A 17,107-nucleotide genomic window follows, 5' to 3' on the forward strand; every position below is an offset into this window, starting at 1 on the left:
GCCGTGTCCGACATGACGCGCATAGCCATAGCCGCCGGCGGGACCGCCGGCCACATCAACCCGGCGCTCGCCCTGGCGGAGGAGCTGAAGGCCCGCGGGCACGAGGTCACCTTCTACGGTCAGCCCTCGCGTCTCGAGGGGACCCTGGTGCCCCAGGCCGGCTTTCCGTTCGTCCCCTTGGACGTGACGGGCTTCGATCGGGCGCGCCCCTGGACGCTCGCCACGGCGCTGGTCAACATGCGCCGAGCCCAGCGCGCCGTCGCCGCCCATGTCGCCTCGGCGGGCGCGCCGGACGTCGCCGTGGGCTTTGGCGCCTACGTCGAGCTGCCGCTCCTCAGATGGTGCGCCGCGCATGACGTGCCCTATCTCCTCCATGAGCAGAATTCCGTCCCCGGCCTGGCAAACAAGACCATGGCGTCCAAGGCCTCCTGCGTGTGCGTCTCGCTGCCCGTCGCCATCGACGCGTTCCGGGGGCATGTTGGCGCGAGCACGCAGATCGTGGTCACGGGCAACCCCGTGCGTCGCAGCGTCGTCGACGCCAGCCGCGAGGAGGGCCGCGCCCACGCAGGCGTCACCGACGCGGACGTGCTCCTGCTCGTCTTCGGCGGCTCCCTGGGCGCCCGTCATCTCAACGCGGGGGTCTGCGCGCTCAAGGACGAGCTGCTCGCCCGGCCCGGCCTGCACATCCTGCACTCGACGGGGGCGAAGGACTATGACGACGTCGTGCGACGTCTGGCGCTGAGCGACGACGAGGCGGCGCGTTGGAGGATCGTTCCCTACATTGACGCCATGGGGGAGGCCCTCGCGGCGGCCGACCTCATCCTCAGCAGGGCCGGCGCCTCCTCCATCGCAGAGATCGCGGCCCTCGCCGTGCCCAGCATGCTCGTGCCGTATCCCTTTGCGACGGCGGACCACCAGACCACCAACGCCCGGTATCTGGTTGACGCCGGCGCGGCCGTGGTCCTTGCGGATGAGCGCATTGACGATCCCGTCTTCTCCCAGGAGCTCCTGGGACTCCTGGACGACCCCGCCCGCCGCGCCGCGATGCGCGCGGCCGCCCGCGCGCTCAGGCAGGACCGCGCGGCCGTCGCCCTCGCCGACCAAGTGGAGAGCCTGCAGACGCCCCTCGCCCGTCACGCCTAGCGCCGCCCATGCGCTAGAGTAGGCAGGGGAGGCGAGCTCGCCCGCCTCGTCATCTGTCACCCTCCTTGTCTGAGAGGACCATCCATCCATGACGGACATCATTCCGGAGTTCTCGAGCGTTCACTTCGTCGGCATCGGCGGTGCAGGCATGAGCGGCATCGCCCGCGTCCTTCATGAGCGGGGCGTCCGCGTGACGGGCTCCGACCTCAAGGAGTCAAGCTACGTCCGCGACCTCGAGGAGGTGGGCATCGTCGCCTACATAGGCCACAGGGCCGCGACGATTGACGAGGCCCGCCCCGACGTGGTCGTGACCTCCTCGGCCGTCCCCGAGACGAACCCCGAGGTCATCAGGGCGCGCGAGCTCAACCTTCCCGTCTGGCCCCGCGCCAAGATGCTCTCGGTGCTCTCGCGGGGCCAGAGGACCATCGCCGTTGCCGGCACCCACGGCAAGACGACCACGTCGTCCATGGTCGCCACCATGCTCGACCATCTGGGCCAGGACCCGTCGTTCCTCATCGGCGGCGTCGTCGAGGAGTATGGCACCAACGGCAGGAACGGGGAGGGTCCCTACTTTGTGTGCGAGGCGGACGAGTCGGACGGCTCCTTCCTTTTCCTTGATCCCGACGTCGTCATCGTGACCAACGTCGAGGCCGACCACCTGGACCATTACGGCACCCTGGAGAACGTCGAGCGGGCCTTCTGCCAGTTCATGGACCTGGTGGGAAAGGACGGCTGCGTCGTGGTCAACGGGGATGACCCCCACCTGGTGGAGCTGGCTCGTTCCGTGGGCAGACGCTTCGTCTCCTACGGCTTCGACGCGTCCTGCGACTACGTCTGCACGGCGAAGAGCAGCCCCCACAGCCTCGTCAGCACGCTCTGCGTCCGCACGCCCGAGCACGGCGAGGTCGAGGTCACCATCAAGGCCAACCCGGGCCGGCACAACATGGCCAACGCCACCGCTGCGATCGCCTCCGCCGACGTCTGCGGCCTGGACGTGGCGGCCGCGGCTCGTGCGCTCTCCGCGTTCCAGGGGGCCCACCGTCGCTTCACGCATGTGGGCGACATCGACGGCATCACCGTCGTTGACGACTACGGCCACCATCCCACCGAGATCAGGGCCACGTTGGGCGCCGCCAAGGCCTTGGGGTACCGTCGCGTGGTCTGCGTGTTTCAGCCCCATCGCTATAGCAGGACGCAGGCGCTCGCCGACGAGTTCGCCCATGCCTTCGACGACGCGGACGTCCTCGTCGTGTGCGAGGTCTTCTCGGCGGGTGAGACCCCCATCCCCGGCGTCTCCGGCAAGGTGCTCGCCGGCAACATCCGCGCTGCGGGCGGCGTCGGCGAGGTTCGCTTTGAGCCCACGGCGAAGAAGGTTGTATCGAGGCTCGTCTCCCTGTGCCGCGAGGGCGACCTCGTGATCACGCAGGGCGCGGGCGACGTGACCGCCATAGGGCCGGCCTTCATCGAGGCCATGGGAGAGCGCGACGAGGCGGGACTCTCCTAGGTGAGCCTGTTCAACGCCTACATGTCGCTCTCGGGCGCGATTGACGGCGAGGTGCTGCGCGACGAGCGGCTCGCGCATCGCACCTCCTGGCGCATCGGGGGACCCGCCGACCTCTTCGTGCGCGCCCACAGCCTGCGCGCGCTCACGCGCACGCTCGAGGTGCTCGGCCGCGAGGGCATGGCATGGGTGATCCTTGGCAAGGGCTCCAACGTCCTCGTGTCGGACGAGGGCTACCGGGGCTGCGTGATCGAGCTGGGGTGCGAGCTGTCGCGCGTCGTCATCCGCGATGACGGCCTCGTCACGGCCGGCGCCGGCGTCCCCCTGCCCAAGCTCCTGCGCGAGACGCTCACGCACTGCCTGGGCGGCCTGGAGTTCTGCATGGGCATTCCCGGCACCCTGGGCGGCGCCGTCGCGCTCAACGCCGGCACGCGCGAGCGTCAGATAGGGCAGCTCGTGGAGAGCGTCGTCGTGACCGACCGTGACGGGCGTCTCGCGCGCCTGGCCGCGTCGGACATCGAGTGGGGACGCCGCTATGCTGACGTCGGGTCCGGCACCATCATCCTGGAGGCAGACCTGAGGCTCGTTGCTGGCGACAAGGCCGCCATCGCCGCCGAGATGAACCGGTATGTCGCGCAGCGTCGCCGTGCGCTGCCCCTGGGCGCCCCCTCGGGGGGCGCCGTCTTCAGGGACCCGCCTGACGAGTCGGCGGCGCGCCTCATCGGGCGCTGCGGGCTGAGGGGCGCCACGGCGGGCGGCGCCCAGGTGAGCGCGACGCAGGGAAACGTGATCGTCAACAGGGGAGGCGCCACTGCGCAGGACGTCATCACGCTCATGGGACGCATGCACGACGCCGTCCTCGACCGCTTTGGGCTTGACCTTGCGCCTGACGTCAAGTTCCTGGGCTTCGGGACCTGATCGGCATGGCAAGGCAGAGAGGCACCCGACGCCCGACGGGGCGCGAGGGGAGGTTCACCCTGGGCGACCTGCGCCGGCGCACGAGCCCGCGACGGCCGCACCCGCAGGGCGCCCGCCCGACGCCGTCCAAGCGCACCATCGCGCCGGACCGTCGGACGTCGAGCGCCGAGCGGGACCACAGGCAGATTCCCATACGCCGCGCCATCGTCATATGCATAGCCCTCGCCACCATGGCCCTGCTGGGCCTTTTCGCCCTGCTCGCCCTCTCGTACACGCCCGCCTTCACCATAACGGGCGTCGAGGCGGACGCCAGCGCACACATGGACGCCGCCACCATCGTCAGGCTCGCCAACGTGGACGCGCACTCGACGCTGCTCAACCTCGACGAGGCCGCCGTCACCGAGCGGCTCAGGAAGAACCCCTGGGTCGACGGCGTCAGCTACACGAGGGTGTTTCCCGACCGATTGCGCATCACGGTGCGCGAGCGCGACGTCGCCGCCATCGTGGTCATGGGGACCGGGGACATCGCCTGGCTGCTGGGCAAGGGCGGCATCTGGATCGAGCCCTGCCCCCTCGAGGTCGGGCCCGGGCAGACCATCAACGAGGTGGCGCTCGCCAAGGCGAGCGAGCTTGGCGTCCTGCTTCTGACCGGGGCCCCCGGCACCGTGAGCCCCGTGGCCGGCCACGAGTCCACGGACGACGTCATCGAGGCGGTCCGGTCCTACCAGGAGAACTTCTCGGACGAGCTCAGGTCCCAGATCGTGAGCTACTCGATACCCAGCGTGGACTCGATCGCTTGCGTCCTGTCGAGCGGGGTCGTGGTGTCGCTGGGACCCGCCGCAAACGTCGATGCAAAGCAGTCGGCCATCCTGCGCATCCTTGACGAGCATCAGCACCGGCTCACGTACATCAACGTGCGCAACGCGAGCAGCCCCGGCTACCGCGCCCTCGAGTCGGATGACGTCCAGGCGGGCAGCGGGGCCGTCGGAGACGGCGCTCCCTCTGGGCCCGCCGCCGGGCAGGACGCCCAGCCTGCGGACACCGGGCAGGAGGCGGCGGGAACGTAGCCGCTGGTCGCGCTGGCGCGCTCTCGCCCGCGAGGTGCGATGCTCGCCTGTGTCGTCGCAACGACGTGATCAAGGCAAGCCTCAAGTGGAGCTAGAGGGGTGATTTTGGTTCACCTGCCGTTCGCACCTGGGCATTTCACAATTTCCCGACGATTGTTGACGTTCGTTTGCCGCATGTGCGACACTAACGCGCTTTGTGTAAGCCATAGGGGTCTACCTGAGGTTTATGGTTCCTTTACGATGCGCTGTCACGAAGCTCAGGAGCGACCACACGCAGTATCGAGGCGGGACGAGGCATGAAACCGAAACAACGTGCGAGTCATCTCAAGGCACACGCCAGGGTGCGAGCCCCCAAGACGGGCGGGTCCCAACGGCGTGAGGCCACCGAGACCGACGAGCCGGAGTCTGCCACCAAGCGAGGAGGAACCATGATCGACTCAGACATCCCCAGCAACTACATGGCCGTCATCAAGGTCGTGGGCGTGGGCGGCGGCGGCTCCAACGCCGTCAACCGCATGATCGAGGAGGGCATCCGCGGCGTCGAGTTCGTCGCCATCAACACCGACGCCCAGGCGCTCGCCATCTCGGACGCCGACATCAAGGTCCACATCGGCCAGGACATCACGCGCGGCCTGGGCGCCGGCGCCAACCCCGAGGTGGGCGCCGAGGCGGCCGAGGACTCGCACGACGAGATCAAGCAGGCCCTCGCCGGCGCCGACATGGTCTTCATCACAGCGGGCGAGGGTGGCGGCACCGGCACGGGCGCGGCCCCCGTCGTCGCCGACATCGCCAAGAACGACGTGGGCGCCCTGACCGTGGGCGTCGTGACGAAGCCCTTCTCCTTTGAGGGCCGTCCGCGCACCAGCCGCGCCGCCGACGGCATCCAGACGCTCTCCGACAGCGTCGACGCCCTTATCGTCATTCCCAACGACCGCCTCCTTGACCTCTCCGAGAAGAAGACCACCTTCATCGAGGCGTTCCGCATGGCGGACGACGTGCTGTGCAAGGGCACGCAGGGCATCACCGACCTCATCACCGTCCCCGGCCTCATCAACCTCGACTTTGCCGACGTCTGCACCATCATGCGCGGTGCGGGCACGGCGATGATGGGCGTGGGCACGGCCTCGGGGGACAGCAGGGCCATCGACGCCGCAGAGGAGGCCATCGCCTCCCGCCTGCTCGAGAGCTCCATCGACGGCGCGACGCGCGTGCTCCTCTCCATCGCCGGCAACAAGGATCTCGGCATCCAGGAGATCAACGACGCGGCTGACGTCGTGGCCAAGAACGTCGATCCCGACGCCAACATCATCTTTGGCACGGTCGTCGACGAGAGCCTGGGCGACCAGGTGCGGGTGACGGTCATCGCCACGGGGTTCAAGGACGTCAACGTCCAGCAGTCCCTCCCCTCGCTGGGCGTGGACAGTCGCCGCAGCGTCCGCAGCCAGCCCTCCGTCACCAAGTCGCGCGCGACGGGCTCCGGATCGGGCGCCGGCGACGCCACGCGCTCCTCGGGCTCCAACAACGACAAGGAGTTTGACATCCCCGAGTTTCTCAAGAGGAGTCGCATCTAGCATGGACGTCCCCAGCCTCAGCCGTCTGAGCTCGCAGGGAGTGAGCTTCCTGGGCGACGCGCGCCGTCCCGGCGGGGTGGCGCTTGCCTTCACGGAGCGAGCGGGTGGGGTGTCCTCAGGCCCCTGGGCCTCGCTCAACCTGGGCGACTCCTGCGGGGACAGTCCGGAGCACGTGAGAGAGAACCGCCGGCGCGCGCTTGCCGCCATAGGGGCGCAGGACTGCGCCGAGCGCCTCGTCGCGCCCAGGCAGGTGCACGGCGACGACATCGTCACCATACGCTCATGCGGCGACGAGGCGCTCGAAGACGCCCGACTGCGGGCGCGGGAGGGAGCCGACGCCGTCGTATGCGTCGCGCCTCGCGTTCCCGTCCTGCTCTGCTTTGCCGACTGCCTGCCCGTGGTGCTCGTGGGGCAGGGGGGATTTGCCATCGCCCATTCGGGCTGGAAGGGCACGATGCGGCGCGTCGCCGCGCAGGCGGCGACGGCGCTCGCGCACGAGCTTGGATGCGGCTGCTCCGAGCTTGTGGCCTACATCGGCCCACACGTGACGGGACAGGACTACGAGGTGTCCGACGATTTGCTCGGACGGTTCGCGCGGGAGTTCGGCGACGGCGTCAGGGCGGGCGGGCGCAGGCTTGATCTGGCCGAGGCGGTGCGCGTGGCGCTCGAGGGGGTCGGGGTGACGAGGGAGAGGGTCTGTGACGCGGGCGTCTCCACCGCCAGCTCCCCCGAGAGGTTCTTCTCGTATCGAGCCCAGAACGGGTGCTGCGGGCGACAGGGCGCCCTTGCCATGATCGACGCTCAGGTTGAGGGAGGTGTCGTCGCATGAGTGACGAGCGTCAGATTGACGCCGTGGCCTTTCTCGGGCGCCGCCGCGCGCGCATTCTCGAGCTGCTGGGTGAGGCCGCCCGTCGCAGCGGGCGGTGCGCCGACGACGTGACGCTCGTCGCCGTCTCGAAGACGGTCGGGCCCGAGCAGGTGGCTGCCGCCTGGCGGGCGGGCTACCGTCGCTTTGGCGAGAACCGACCCCAGGAGCTCAGTCGCAAGCTCGCTGCCCTGGCGGCTCATCTTGAGCTGAGCCCGCTGCGCTTTGACATGATCGGCAACCTCCAGACCAACAAGATCAATCAGGTGCTGGGCAGGGTGGCCCTCATCCACTCCGTGTCGTCGCTGCATCTTGCGACTTCCATCGCCAAGCGCGCCGCCCGGCGCGGCATCGTGAGCGAGGTGCTGCTGGAGGTCAACGTGAGCGGCGAGGCGTCCAAGGGGGGCTTCTCCGTCCAGGAGCTGCGAAGGGACATCGACCAGCTCGCCGGCCTGGAGGGCATTGCCGTCAGGGGCCTCATGACCATGGCGCCGGCACATGACCCCGCCGCCGCGCGCAGGACCTTCGCGGGCCTGCGCGAGCTGGCGGAGGAGCTCAGGCAGATCTCGGGACTGCCTTTGGAGCAGCTCTCGGCAGGCATGAGCGACGACTTCCAGGCGGCCGTCGAGGAGGGCTCCACCATCGTGAGGTTGGGCAGGGTCGTCTTCGACCCGGGGTATACGATCGCGTAGCAAAAAACGTGCGGCTTCAGGAGGCCCGACCCCGCGTCGGACCGTCGGAAAGGCAGGTATGATGGGATTTCTTGACAACATCAGGGACAGGCTCCGTCCGCGGGACGACGACTTCTATGATGACGACGACTACTACGGCGACGGGTATGAGGACGAGGGTGCCGCATATACCGGCCGCGACCTCGACGGGCACGAGACCTCGGGGGTCCTCGGCAACACGCGCCGCCCGGAGGCCGAGAGCGTCTCCGTCTACACGCGCTCGGGGCGCCCGGTGGACGGTGCTGCCACGGCGGCGGCTCAGCGTTCCTACCGGCCCTCGCGCCGCGACTATGCGGACGAGCGCCGCGCCCGCCAGGTCGAGCGCGACAGGGGAGGCTATGCCACCCGCGAGCGCGACGCGCGCGAGGGGGACTACCGCGACGAGTATGACCGCGACGACATCGACGCGTCGAGCTCGCATGACTCGCTTTTGGGCAACACCACGGGCGGCCGCACCCCGGCCGACATAGGCCTCAAGCCCATTCCGCGCCAGAGCACGTCGGGCAAGCTGCCTCCGTACGTCATCAAGCCCGCTTCGTATGACGACGTCCAGATGGTCGTGCGGCGCGTGCGCACGGGTCAGCCCGTCGTGCTGGCCTTCAAGAACACCAACATCGAGACGGCCAAGCGCGTCCTCGACTTCTGCTTTGGCCTCTCCTGCGGCCTCGGAGGCGCGGTGGAGGAGCTTGGCGACCGCGTCTTCGTGGTGCTGCCCCAGGGTATCGAGCTCAGCGACCAGGACGTGGACAAGCTTGTCCAGGACGGGACCATCGAGAGGTAGCCATGACAGCGCTTGACACGAGCATCGCGATCGTCGGTGGTGGCGCCATGGGGTCGGCCATCGCCTCGGGCATCGTGAGGACGGGCACGGTGGAGGCCTCTCGCGTCCTTGTGGCCGACCACAACCAGGACAAGTGCACGGCCCTTGAGAAGCTGGGGATTCGCTGCTTTTCCGACGCGGCGGCGATGGCCGCCCTTGCGCCCGACGTCGTGATCCTGGCAGTAAAGCCGCAGGTGCTCCCCGCGACCGTGCGAGGGCTCGGCGAGCTGCTGGACGGCAGGCTGGTGCTGTCCATCGCCGCCGGCGTGACGCTCGGCGACCTCGAGGCGCTCTTGCCCGCCTCGAGGGTCGTGCGCATCATGCCCAACCTGCCGGTGCGCGCGCTGTCCGGCGCCAGCGCCGTCTGCGCCGGGACGCGCTCGACACGGCAGGACGTCAGCCTTGCCGTGGCGCTGTTCGGCTGCCTGGGGTCGGCGCGCGTCATGCGCGAGGACCAGCTTGACGTCGAGGGAGCGGTCGTCTCCTGCGGGCCCGCCTATGTCGCGCTTTTTGCCGACATGCTCACGCGCGCCGCAGTGGAGCACGGCCTGGCCGCCGCCATGGCCCGCGAGATGGTGCTCGTGACGATGCGGGGCGTCGCGCAGCAGCTCCTTGACGACAAGGATCATCCTCGCAGCTATATGGAGCGGGTCACCTCGCCCGGCGGGACGACGGCGGCCGGGCTGAGGGCCATGGAGCCCCTGCTCTTCGAGGCAATCGAGCGCGGCGTCGACGCGGCCTTGACGCGCACGGCCGACCTTGCCGCCAAAAGGAGGGAGTGACGGAATGCTGCATCTGCTCGCACGCCTGCTTGACGCCTATCAGATGTTGATCTTCGTCTGGGCGATCATGAGCTGGCTTCCCGCCAGGCCCGGGGGGGCCACCGAGGCCTTCCGCAGCGCCCTGAGCGCCATCGTCGAGCCGTATGTCGGGCTCTTCAGGCGCGTCGTCCCCGTCGTGGGCGGCATTGACGTCTCTCCCTGGGTCGCCATCGTGGCGCTGCAGGTCGTGGAGCGCGTCCTGCTGTGAAATATGGGATAGACTATGTTCAGTGGTAGCGGCCACTGTCGTAGCTCACATGGACAACGTTGAAAGGAACGAAAGATGGCTATCACTCCTGAAGACATTGAGGCGATGACGTTCTCCGAGGCCAAGAAGCATGGTTACAGCACCGAGGAGGTCGATGCCTTCCTGGACCAGCTCTCGAGCGAGGTTGACGCCATGATCAAGAAGATCGCCGACCTCAAGGGACGTCTCACGACCACCGAGCAGCAGCTGGCCGCCTCCCAGGCGCAGGTCGCCCAGCTGCGGGGACAGAGCGAGAGCGCCGCCGAGTTTGCACCCGCGCCGGCTTCCTATGCGCAGGACGCCGGCATCAGCGCCTCCGAGCGCCAGATCTCACAGGTTCTCATCGTCGCCCAGCAGAGCGCCGACAGGCTCATCGCCGACGCCCGCGCCAACGCCGACACCATTCGCAGCGAGGCCGACCAGAAGGCCCGCGAGGTCATCCGTCAGGCCCTGGCCGAGAAGCAGACCGAGATGGACGAGATCGACCGTCTGAAGCAGTCCCGCGAGGAGTTCCGCGGCGAGTACAAGAAGCTGCTCCAGCACTTCATGGACGACGCCGACTCCGTCTTCCCCGAGAAGACGCTGAACGTTCCCAACGGGTCCGCGCCCGCCAGCCCGCTCGCCGCCCCGGTCGCCCCCGTGCCCCCGTCGCAGCCGGCGCCGGTCACCGACAGCGATGCAACGACCTTTGCGCCCATCACGGACACCAACTTCAACGACCTGGACTAGCGCCGATGCCAGCAGGGCCTTTGCGGGGGATGCCCCCGTGCGAGGTCGCAGGGGCGCCTGATCGCCGAGGGTCCCGATAGCGCAGGCCCCCGCTCTAAGCGGGGGCCTTCTTTCGTCCCGAGTGCGTCTTGAATGATGAAAACGCGCGGTCTCAGGGGATCTGTAGGCAAGAGACGGCAGGCGCGGGCGCGTACGTCGCATGCAGAAGAGCGAATCGCGAAGTGGGCCGATAAGCCGGGTTCTGTCGTGGGCGGCCATTTATCTGCTGACGTCGTCGCCGACGCCCTCCAGCGCGCAACCCGAGCGCGGTGCGGGCCACACCATGGCGCTCCTATTTGCGTTTGCTCCGGAAGGGGCTTGCCAAGCCGTCCAGTCGCCTGGGCGCTGGTGGTCTCTTACACCACCGTTTCAGCTTTTCTCTCATCCTCGAAAGGACAGCGGGAGTCTTCTTTTCTGCGGCGCTTTCCGTCGGGTCACCCCGCCTGGCCGTTAGCCAGCTTCCTGCCCTGTGGAGCCCGGACTTTCCTCATGACGCTGACGCGTCCCGCGGTCGCCTGGCCCACTTCGCGATGGCGATTGTAGCACAGTCGCGCTCCCGCCGCGTCTCTCGGCCTCCCGTCGGCGGCGAGCCTCAGGTTTGCCCCGGGCGGCCTTACAACGTACGATAGCGCCCAGGCAAATCGGGGCGCGCTGGCCGCAGGCGGGCGTACAGGAGGGGGACGACGGTGCAGGGGACGCCAGGCGACATGACCTTTTGCACGTTACGTGCGGGTGCGAGGGCACGGGGGGAGTTTGAGGACCGGCGTAGCCGGTTCATCGGCCTGCTGGTGCCGGTCGGAGGCGAGCGTGACGCGACGCGTGGAGTGGCGGAGGTACGAGCGGCCCGTCATGACGCGCGACACAACGCCTGGGCATGGGCGCTGGCGGACGGCCGCGAGCGCTGCTCGGATGACGGCGAGCCCCAGCGCACGGCAGGCCAGCCCATCCTCCAGCAGCTGCGAGGGGCGGGCCTCGCCAACGTGTGCTGCGTGGTCACTCGCTACTTTGGCGGCACGCTCCTGGGTCCCGGAGGGCTCGCGCGGGCGTACGGCGAGGCCGCCGCGCGCTCGATCGCGGCGGCGCGAGAGGCGGGCGACCTCGTGACCCAGGGACTCGTCGTGCCCGTGACCTGCGTCGTCCCCTATGCCGCCTACGAGCGGACGCGGCATGTGGCCCTTATGTGCGACGGCAGGGAGCAGGATGCGATCTTCTTTGAGGACGTGCAGGTCACCTACGTCTTTCGTGCGGGTCAGGAGGGGCGCTTCGTCGCGGCCCTGAGCGAGCTGGCCAACGGCCGCGACGTGTGCCAGGTGGGGGAGGCGCGCCTCGGAACGCTATGAGCCGCCCGCGCGCGCGGCCGGGCCTCCCATGGGCGTCGCCCTACGCCCGGGCGCCGACGCCCAGGGCGCGGCCCATCCCGCTCCAGGGCTCGACCTCGACGTCGCGTGACTCGTCGTCCCATATGCCCAGCAGCTCGTCATCGATGAGGTCGCGCGTCACGTCCACCTCGCCGCCGTACAGGTGGAACCAGGCGGCGTCCATGACGAGGTAGCCGTCCTTGCCGGCATCCTTGCCCCAGCTGTTCTCCACGCGCCAGGCCACGGGGTCGCCCGCCGCGTCAAGCTCCACGCCCTGGAGACACATGGCATGGGTGAGGCGCGTCTCTCCGATATCTACCATGGAGCTGCGATCCATGGAGAGGTCCACGCCAAAGAGGCCGCTCACGTCCACGGCGTCGGGGGAGAGGACGTGCCTGTAGTCCTCTATGTGGCGGGGGAACTGCTGCATGACGTCGCAGGCCATCCACACCGGACGTCCCTTCTGGAGGCTTGAGGCGGCCGCGTGGTCGAGGACCTCGGGAGCCACGTTGAGAAAGCGCGTCTTGATGCCGCCGATGACGGAGTCGCAGCGCCTCACGCGGTAGACCTTCCCAAAGGGAAAGCGCTCTGAGGGGATGGAGACCAGGCTCACGAAGCCCCGGGGGTCCAGGGGCACGTAGCGCTCGGCAAACTCGCGCGGCGTGATGTGGGGGTCACGCAGGATGCGTCGAGGCTTGTCCGAGCCTTCCTCCTCGCCGTCCTGGGCACGGTCGTCGTCGGGCTTGACGACGGCGATCTTCGCGGGGTCGGCCTTGCAGGCCGGGCCGACGGCGAGCGTCAGGTCCACGTGCGCGGGGGGCTCGCCCAAACAGACGCAGAGGAGCCGGTAGACCTCCTCCATGTAGCACGCCTTGGTCGCTCTGAGCGCCGCCGAATCGCCGAGCTGCGCCCCCTGGGCGCGCATCTCGCTGGCGGCCTTATGCACCAGGCGCCCGAGCTGGGCGTTCATCTGGGATGAGTCCTTGCTGCAGGCGGTCTCGGGCATGGCGTCCTTGGGCACGATGCCCCACTTCTCGATGAGGCTCAGGGCAAACTGCATGTAGCCCCCGTCGTCCATGCCCTCGTCCATCAGCTGCTGGACCTCGCGGGCGTCGTCGGGAAGGTTCACGGTCTCGATGACGCGCTCGAGGGTGGCGTTGGCCTTCTCGAGCTTGTCATAGAACATGCCGAAGGCCTGGGAGAACTCGACGCTCTTTACGTCCAGGAGGCGCATCGTCGCCTGGCGCGCCACGTTGTAGGCGGCAAACAGCCAGCAGCGGCCGCTCTGTCTCTGATAGGTCACCTCGCCGGTCCGCCTGATGCTCACAGCGAAGCTGTCATGGTAGGAGCGCATCTTCGTGACGTCGCGGGCGGCCGCCATGACGTTCATGGACGTCACCGCGTTGCGAGCGACCCTGTTTGCCCTCTCGGCCGAGAAGGCCTCGCCCTGTCGTGCCGCCCAATCCGTGCGTACGCTTCCCTCTGCCATGCGTCCTCCTGTCACATGCATCACCTCAGGGTCGGCGCGCGTCTGCGCGCCGAGAGGAGGGCCCCGCCCATGGGGCGGGGCCCGTCGTCTGGTCTAGCGTGCGAGCGACCCCATGGGGTCCCAAGGCTCGAGCACGATGGGCTCGGCCTCGTAGGCGGCGCGCTCCTCGTCGGTGAGATACTTCCTGTCCACCACGACCTGATACACGTACTCGTCGAACCACCTGTCCGAGAGCGTGTCAAACCCGTCGCGACCGTGGTCCTTGCCCCAGCTGTTCTCGACCTTCCACAGGACGGGGCTGCCGGCGTCGTCCAGGCGCACCCCCTCGAAGACCATCGCGTGCGTCATGAGGGACTCGCCGTAGTCAAGGCGCTCCGCCCGGTCGAGGGCCGCCTCAACGGCAAAGCCCATGAGGCCGTCCACGTCGAGGGAGGCGGTGTCCATGATGCCCTCAGAGGAGAGGTAGCTCTGGCTGACGTCGCAGCCGAACCAGACGGGCAGCCCGTCGCGCAGATGCGCGACGGCCAGCTCCTTGAGCCTGGCGACGGGGAGGTTGAGGTGACGGACGCTGTGGTCCTCCCAGACGTTGCCCAGGCGGCTCACCGTGAAGCTCCGACCAAAGGGCTTGTCGGCCGTGGGGGCGCTGATCAGCGAGACGAAGTCGTCGATGGCCATGCCCACTACCTCGTCGAAAAAGCTTCGCGGCGTAAAGCTTCCGCTGAGCACGAGTTTGTCGTCCTTGTCGCGCAGGCGCACGTCAAAGCGCGCGGGGGGCTCTCCCAGGCAGATGACGAGCAGGCGGTACACCTCGGCCATCATGGTCTTCTTCATGGCCGTAAGGTCGCCGGCGTCGGCGCCGGAGGCGGCCGTCTCGCGCAGGCGCTTGGCGGCCCCACGCAGGTAGCGGGTAAGATAGGCGTCCATCTCGCGCGTGTCGCGCGAGCACGCCGTCTCGGGCATGGACTCCTTGGGCGCCACGCCGTACTTCCTCACCAGGCTCTTGAACATGTCCCACTGGCCGCCGTCGCCGACGGGGTCGGCGAGCAGGTGGGCCATCAGGCGGCCGTCGAGCGGCTCGTCCAGCGTGTCGAGGATGTTCTCGAGAAACCAGTTGCTCTTCTCGAGCTTGTCAAAGAAGAGGGGATAGGCCTGCGAGAGCTCGAAGGTCTTGAGCTTGTGGGCGCCGATGACGCGCTGGCGCATGGTGTTGAGGCTCGCAAACATCCAGCAGCGGCCCGAGCGCTGCTGGTCGGTGCGCTCCCCCTGGGTCAGCTCGATGTCAAACTGCAGGGTGTTGCTCGCGACGCCTTCGGGCACGCGGGCGGCCGCCCGTATGCCGGCCGAGCTTGCGGCGTTCTTGGCAACGATGTTGGCGCGCTGCGCGCCGAAGGCGGCGCGCGCGGCGGCGAGGTCGTCGGGGGTGACGCTCCTGTCCTGGTCCATAGCTGTCCTTTCATGACGAGGTGCATGGCGTTTTGCACGTTGAGCATAGCATTGCCGGCCTGCCTCGTGCCGGGGCCGCATGCAATTGGCCTATACTCCTGAAAACGGTCGCAGCCCCCACTGTTCCCGCCTGCCTGCGGAGGATCTTCATGAGCACAGCGCCACGAACGCCCCTCTATCGTCTTCCCACGCCCGCCCTCGTCGTCCTGGACGCGCTCGAGGCCGCCGGCTTCGAGGCCTGGGTCGTCGGGGGCTGGGTGCGCGACGCCCTGCGGGGAGCACCGTCGCACGACGTTGACGTCACCACCGACGCCCGATGGCAGCAGGTGGCAACGTGCCTGCGCTCCCGGGGCGTCGAGGTGCACGAGACGGGCACCCGGCACGGCACGGTGACGGCCGTCGTCGAGGGTGCCCCCGTCGAGGTCACCACCTACCGCACCGAGGGGGGCTACAGCGACCATCGCCACCCTGACGAGGTGACCTTCGTGCGGGACGTGCGCCGGGACCTCGAACGTCGGGACTTCACCATCAACGCCATGGCCTTCCATCCCCGCCGCGGCCTGCTCGACCTCTTCGGCGGGGCGGACGACCTGGCTCGAGGGGTCATTCGGGCCGTCGGCGAGCCGCGCAGGCGCTTCGAGGAGGACGCGCTCAGGGTCCTTCGCGCGCTCCGCTTTGCCGCCCGCCTTGGCTTTGCGATCGAGCCCGCCACCCAGTGCGCGCTCGACGGCTGCGCGGGCGGGCTCGCGGACATAGCCCAGGAGCGTATAGGCCAGGAGCTGGACGGCATCGTCACGAGCGGCAGGCTGGCCTGGGCCCTCCTGGAGCAGACGGGGCCCCTGTGCCGCGCCCTGCCCGAGCTGCGCGCCTGCGTGGGCTTTGACCAGCGCAGCCCCTATCACGCCTACACGGTGCTCGAGCACACGGCCCGCGTCTGCCGCTCCGTCGAGGCGTTCTCGGGGGGGATGGCCACGAGGGAGCTGAGATGGGCGGCCCTGCTGCACGACGTCGCCAAGCCCCTCACCTTCACCGTGGACGCCAGCGGGCGGGGTCACTTCTTTGGCCATCCCAAGCGCGGGGCCCAGATGACCGAGCACCTTCTCAGGCGCTATGCGCTGCCGGGCGACCTCGTCGAGGGGGTCCGGACCCTCGTGCGCCTGCATGACCATGGCGTGGCCCCCTCGGCCAAGGCCGTCCGGCGCCTGCTGCTGCATCTTGACCGCCACTGTCCCGGCAGGGCCCCCGAGCTCGTCTTCTCGCTTCTCACCCTCATGCGCTCCGACGCGGCGTCAAAGGTCGCCTCTGCGGCATCCTACGCGGTGGAGCTTGACCAGACCGCCGCCGTCGTCCGCCGCGAGCTGGCCCGCGGCTCCAGCTATCGCGTCGCTGACCTGGCCGTGAGCGGCGCCGACGTCATGGACGCGCTGGGGACGGGCCCGGGGCCCCAGGTGGGGGAGGCGCTGACGGGCCTGCTCGAGCGCGTCGTCGCGGACGAGGTCGCCAACAACCGCGAGGCGCTCCTCTCGCTGCTGGTCCGGCGCCGCTAGCCCCGTCGTGGCCTGGCGCCTCAGACGACCCTCTCGTCAACGCCGCGGGCGAGGGCTCGCGCCAGCCGGTCGAGGACGCGCGCCGTCGCGCCCCAGATGACTGGGTCCGTCTCGTAGAAGGGTATGCAGTCCTCCCGGGCGCCCCAGGGGTAGGAGCGTCCCCCCGGGATCAGCTCCCAGGGGAAGTCCGGCCCAAAGCTGCGCCTGAGCGCCACGCGCTCGCGGCGCGGCTCGTGCGAGAGGAGCCACGCCAAAGGCACGCGAAACGTCGAGGCGACCTCGTCTGTGCCGAAGCTTCCGTCATAGCCGTCGATGGTGCCGACAAAGGCGTGAAGGGGTCGCGGGGTCGGGCCCGGCAGCGTGCCGAGCGAGGCGAGGACGTGAACGCGTCCGGGATCGACCAGGAGCTCCTCGGCCGTCTCGCGCACGGCCGTCTCGCGAGGCGTCTCGCCGGGCTTTCCGGCTCCGCCCGGCAGGCAGACCTCGCCCGGCTGCACATCCAGCGTGGCGGCCCTGACCTCGAGCACCACGTCCCAGCCCCCGTCCTCGCGCGAGGGGACGAGCGGCACCAGGACGGCGGCGCTCCCGGCGCCCTCGTCCCCAAGAAGGCGCAGGCCTCGCGTGACGAGCCTTCCGACGTCCAGGGCGTCCAGGCGCATGGCGGCCTCCTGACCGAGATCGGCGTTTGAGCCGCAGTATAGCGGCGCGCGAAAAAGGGTGCTCGCGCGGTGCGGGTGGCGTTCGAAAGGGACAAAAAAGGCCGCCTCACGGCGGCCTCGCGCTGATGGTAGCCCGTACCAGATTCGAACTGGTGATCT

Annotated in this window: 16 protein-coding genes and 1 other RNA gene; 13 read left to right on the forward strand and 4 right to left on the reverse strand. The window is 69.0% G+C overall.

What is annotated here, in order from left to right; all coding sequences use genetic code 11:
* Nucleotides 1–3: 3 nt before the first annotated feature.
* The 11 genes from murG to HMPREF2826_RS06605 all read left to right on the forward strand — a co-directional run bounded on the left by murG (nucleotide 4) and on the right by HMPREF2826_RS06605 (nucleotide 10,413).
* The gene (gene murG / locus HMPREF2826_RS06555) at nucleotides 4–1,143 is read left to right on the forward strand and encodes an undecaprenyldiphospho-muramoylpentapeptide beta-N-acetylglucosaminyltransferase (protein WP_070640370.1); all 1,140 of its coding nucleotides are present in this window, start codon (nucleotides 4–6) and stop codon (nucleotides 1,141–1,143) included.
* A gap of 88 nt (nucleotides 1,144–1,231) precedes the next feature.
* The gene (gene murC / locus HMPREF2826_RS06560; protein ID WP_210388981.1) at nucleotides 1,232–2,647 is read left to right on the forward strand and encodes a UDP-N-acetylmuramate--L-alanine ligase; all 1,416 of its coding nucleotides are present in this window, start codon (nucleotides 1,232–1,234) and stop codon (nucleotides 2,645–2,647) included.
* Nucleotides 2,648–3,562, forward strand: coding sequence for a UDP-N-acetylmuramate dehydrogenase (murB, locus tag HMPREF2826_RS06565; protein ID WP_070640373.1), 915 nt, complete (start codon nucleotides 2,648–2,650; stop codon nucleotides 3,560–3,562).
* 5 nt (nucleotides 3,563–3,567) lie between these two features.
* A complete protein-coding gene (locus HMPREF2826_RS06570; RefSeq protein WP_070640375.1) occupies nucleotides 3,568–4,629 on the forward strand; it encodes a cell division protein FtsQ/DivIB in 1,062 nt (353 codons plus the stop codon).
* A 428-nt stretch (nucleotides 4,630–5,057) separates the two neighbouring features.
* On the forward strand, nucleotides 5,058–6,200 hold the full coding sequence (gene ftsZ / locus HMPREF2826_RS06575; protein WP_070640377.1) for a cell division protein FtsZ: 1,143 nt from the start codon (nucleotides 5,058–5,060) through the stop codon (nucleotides 6,198–6,200).
* A gap of 1 nt (nucleotide 6,201) precedes the next feature.
* The gene (locus tag HMPREF2826_RS06580) at nucleotides 6,202–7,029 is read left to right on the forward strand and encodes a purine nucleoside phosphorylase YfiH/LACC1 family protein (protein WP_070640380.1); all 828 of its coding nucleotides are present in this window, start codon (nucleotides 6,202–6,204) and stop codon (nucleotides 7,027–7,029) included.
* A complete protein-coding gene (locus tag HMPREF2826_RS06585) occupies nucleotides 7,026–7,757 on the forward strand; it encodes a YggS family pyridoxal phosphate-dependent enzyme (protein WP_070640382.1) in 732 nt (243 codons plus the stop codon). Before HMPREF2826_RS06580 ends, HMPREF2826_RS06585 begins: the two co-directional genes overlap by 4 nt.
* 61 nt (nucleotides 7,758–7,818) lie before the next feature.
* On the forward strand, nucleotides 7,819–8,577 hold the full coding sequence (locus tag HMPREF2826_RS06590) for a cell division protein SepF (protein WP_070641229.1): 759 nt from the start codon (nucleotides 7,819–7,821) through the stop codon (nucleotides 8,575–8,577).
* A gap of 2 nt (nucleotides 8,578–8,579) precedes the next feature.
* Nucleotides 8,580–9,398, forward strand: coding sequence for a pyrroline-5-carboxylate reductase (proC, locus tag HMPREF2826_RS06595; protein WP_070640384.1), 819 nt, complete (start codon nucleotides 8,580–8,582; stop codon nucleotides 9,396–9,398).
* A 4-nt stretch (nucleotides 9,399–9,402) separates the two neighbouring features.
* Nucleotides 9,403–9,645, forward strand: a complete 243-nt coding sequence (locus HMPREF2826_RS06600) for a YggT family protein (RefSeq protein ID WP_070640385.1) — start codon at nucleotides 9,403–9,405, stop codon at nucleotides 9,643–9,645.
* A 75-nt stretch (nucleotides 9,646–9,720) separates the two neighbouring features.
* The gene (locus HMPREF2826_RS06605) at nucleotides 9,721–10,413 is read left to right on the forward strand and encodes a DivIVA domain-containing protein (RefSeq protein ID WP_070640387.1); all 693 of its coding nucleotides are present in this window, start codon (nucleotides 9,721–9,723) and stop codon (nucleotides 10,411–10,413) included.
* A gap of 214 nt (nucleotides 10,414–10,627) precedes the next feature.
* Here HMPREF2826_RS06605 and rnpB read toward each other — a convergent pair.
* Nucleotides 10,628–10,979: RNase P RNA component class A (gene rnpB / locus HMPREF2826_RS06610), an RNA gene on the reverse strand.
* Between the two features lie 180 nt (nucleotides 10,980–11,159).
* Between rnpB and HMPREF2826_RS06615 the strand changes: the two genes are divergently transcribed.
* A complete protein-coding gene (locus HMPREF2826_RS06615) occupies nucleotides 11,160–11,792 on the forward strand; it encodes an IMPACT family protein (protein ID WP_070640388.1) in 633 nt (210 codons plus the stop codon).
* A gap of 40 nt (nucleotides 11,793–11,832) precedes the next feature.
* On the opposite strand, the gene HMPREF2826_RS06620 is transcribed toward HMPREF2826_RS06615, so the two are convergent.
* Nucleotides 11,833–13,299, reverse strand: coding sequence for a C1 family peptidase (locus tag HMPREF2826_RS06620; RefSeq protein ID WP_070640389.1), 1,467 nt, complete (start codon nucleotides 13,297–13,299; stop codon nucleotides 11,833–11,835).
* Nucleotides 13,300–13,392: 93 nt separating this feature from the next.
* Nucleotides 13,393–14,742 carry a C1 family peptidase gene (locus tag HMPREF2826_RS06625; RefSeq protein WP_070640391.1) on the reverse strand — a complete coding sequence of 450 codons (1,350 nt, stop codon included), beginning with the start codon at nucleotides 14,740–14,742 and terminating at the stop codon, nucleotides 13,393–13,395.
* Nucleotides 14,743–14,891: 149 nt separating this feature from the next.
* On the opposite strand from HMPREF2826_RS06625, the gene HMPREF2826_RS06630 reads away from it, so the two are divergent.
* Entirely contained in the window at nucleotides 14,892–16,289 is a 1,398-nt protein-coding gene (locus HMPREF2826_RS06630; protein ID WP_070640393.1) for a CCA tRNA nucleotidyltransferase, read from the forward strand.
* 20 nt (nucleotides 16,290–16,309) lie between these two features.
* Here the strand turns inward: HMPREF2826_RS06630 and HMPREF2826_RS06635 are convergent, their stop codons facing one another.
* Nucleotides 16,310–16,948, reverse strand: a complete 639-nt coding sequence (locus HMPREF2826_RS06635) for an NUDIX hydrolase (protein WP_070640394.1) — start codon at nucleotides 16,946–16,948, stop codon at nucleotides 16,310–16,312.
* Nucleotides 16,949–17,107: the final 159 nt, after the last annotated feature.

The organism is Olsenella sp. HMSC062G07 (assembly GCF_001811895.1).
In the GTDB taxonomy this organism is placed as follows: domain Bacteria; phylum Actinomycetota; class Coriobacteriia; order Coriobacteriales; family Atopobiaceae; genus Olsenella_F; species Olsenella_F massiliensis.

Excerpts from the sequence above, each read along its gene's own strand:
- HMPREF2826_RS06625 (WP_070640391.1), bottom strand. The coding sequence starts at position 14,742 with ATGGACCAGGACAGGAGCGTCACCCCCGACGACCTCGCCGCCGCGCGC.
- HMPREF2826_RS06635 (WP_070640394.1), bottom strand. The coding sequence starts at position 16,948 with ATGCGCCTGGACGCCCTGGACGTCGGAAGGCTCGTCACGCGAGGCCTG.
- proC (WP_070640384.1), top strand. The coding sequence starts at position 8,580 with ATGACAGCGCTTGACACGAGCATCGCGATCGTCGGTGGTGGCGCCATG.
- ftsZ (WP_070640377.1), top strand. The coding sequence starts at position 5,058 with ATGATCGACTCAGACATCCCCAGCAACTACATGGCCGTCATCAAGGTC.
- HMPREF2826_RS06590 (WP_070641229.1), top strand. The coding sequence starts at position 7,819 with ATGGGATTTCTTGACAACATCAGGGACAGGCTCCGTCCGCGGGACGAC.
- HMPREF2826_RS06570 (WP_070640375.1), top strand. The coding sequence starts at position 3,568 with ATGGCAAGGCAGAGAGGCACCCGACGCCCGACGGGGCGCGAGGGGAGG.
- HMPREF2826_RS06620 (WP_070640389.1), bottom strand. The coding sequence starts at position 13,299 with ATGGCAGAGGGAAGCGTACGCACGGATTGGGCGGCACGACAGGGCGAG.
- HMPREF2826_RS06585 (WP_070640382.1), top strand. The coding sequence starts at position 7,026 with ATGAGTGACGAGCGTCAGATTGACGCCGTGGCCTTTCTCGGGCGCCGC.
- HMPREF2826_RS06600 (WP_070640385.1), top strand. The coding sequence starts at position 9,403 with ATGCTGCATCTGCTCGCACGCCTGCTTGACGCCTATCAGATGTTGATC.
- murC (WP_210388981.1), top strand. The coding sequence starts at position 1,232 with ATGACGGACATCATTCCGGAGTTCTCGAGCGTTCACTTCGTCGGCATC.
- HMPREF2826_RS06630 (WP_070640393.1), top strand. The coding sequence starts at position 14,892 with ATGAGCACAGCGCCACGAACGCCCCTCTATCGTCTTCCCACGCCCGCC.
- HMPREF2826_RS06580 (WP_070640380.1), top strand. The coding sequence starts at position 6,202 with ATGGACGTCCCCAGCCTCAGCCGTCTGAGCTCGCAGGGAGTGAGCTTC.
- HMPREF2826_RS06615 (WP_070640388.1), top strand. The coding sequence starts at position 11,160 with ATGACCTTTTGCACGTTACGTGCGGGTGCGAGGGCACGGGGGGAGTTT.
- HMPREF2826_RS06605 (WP_070640387.1), top strand. The coding sequence starts at position 9,721 with ATGGCTATCACTCCTGAAGACATTGAGGCGATGACGTTCTCCGAGGCC.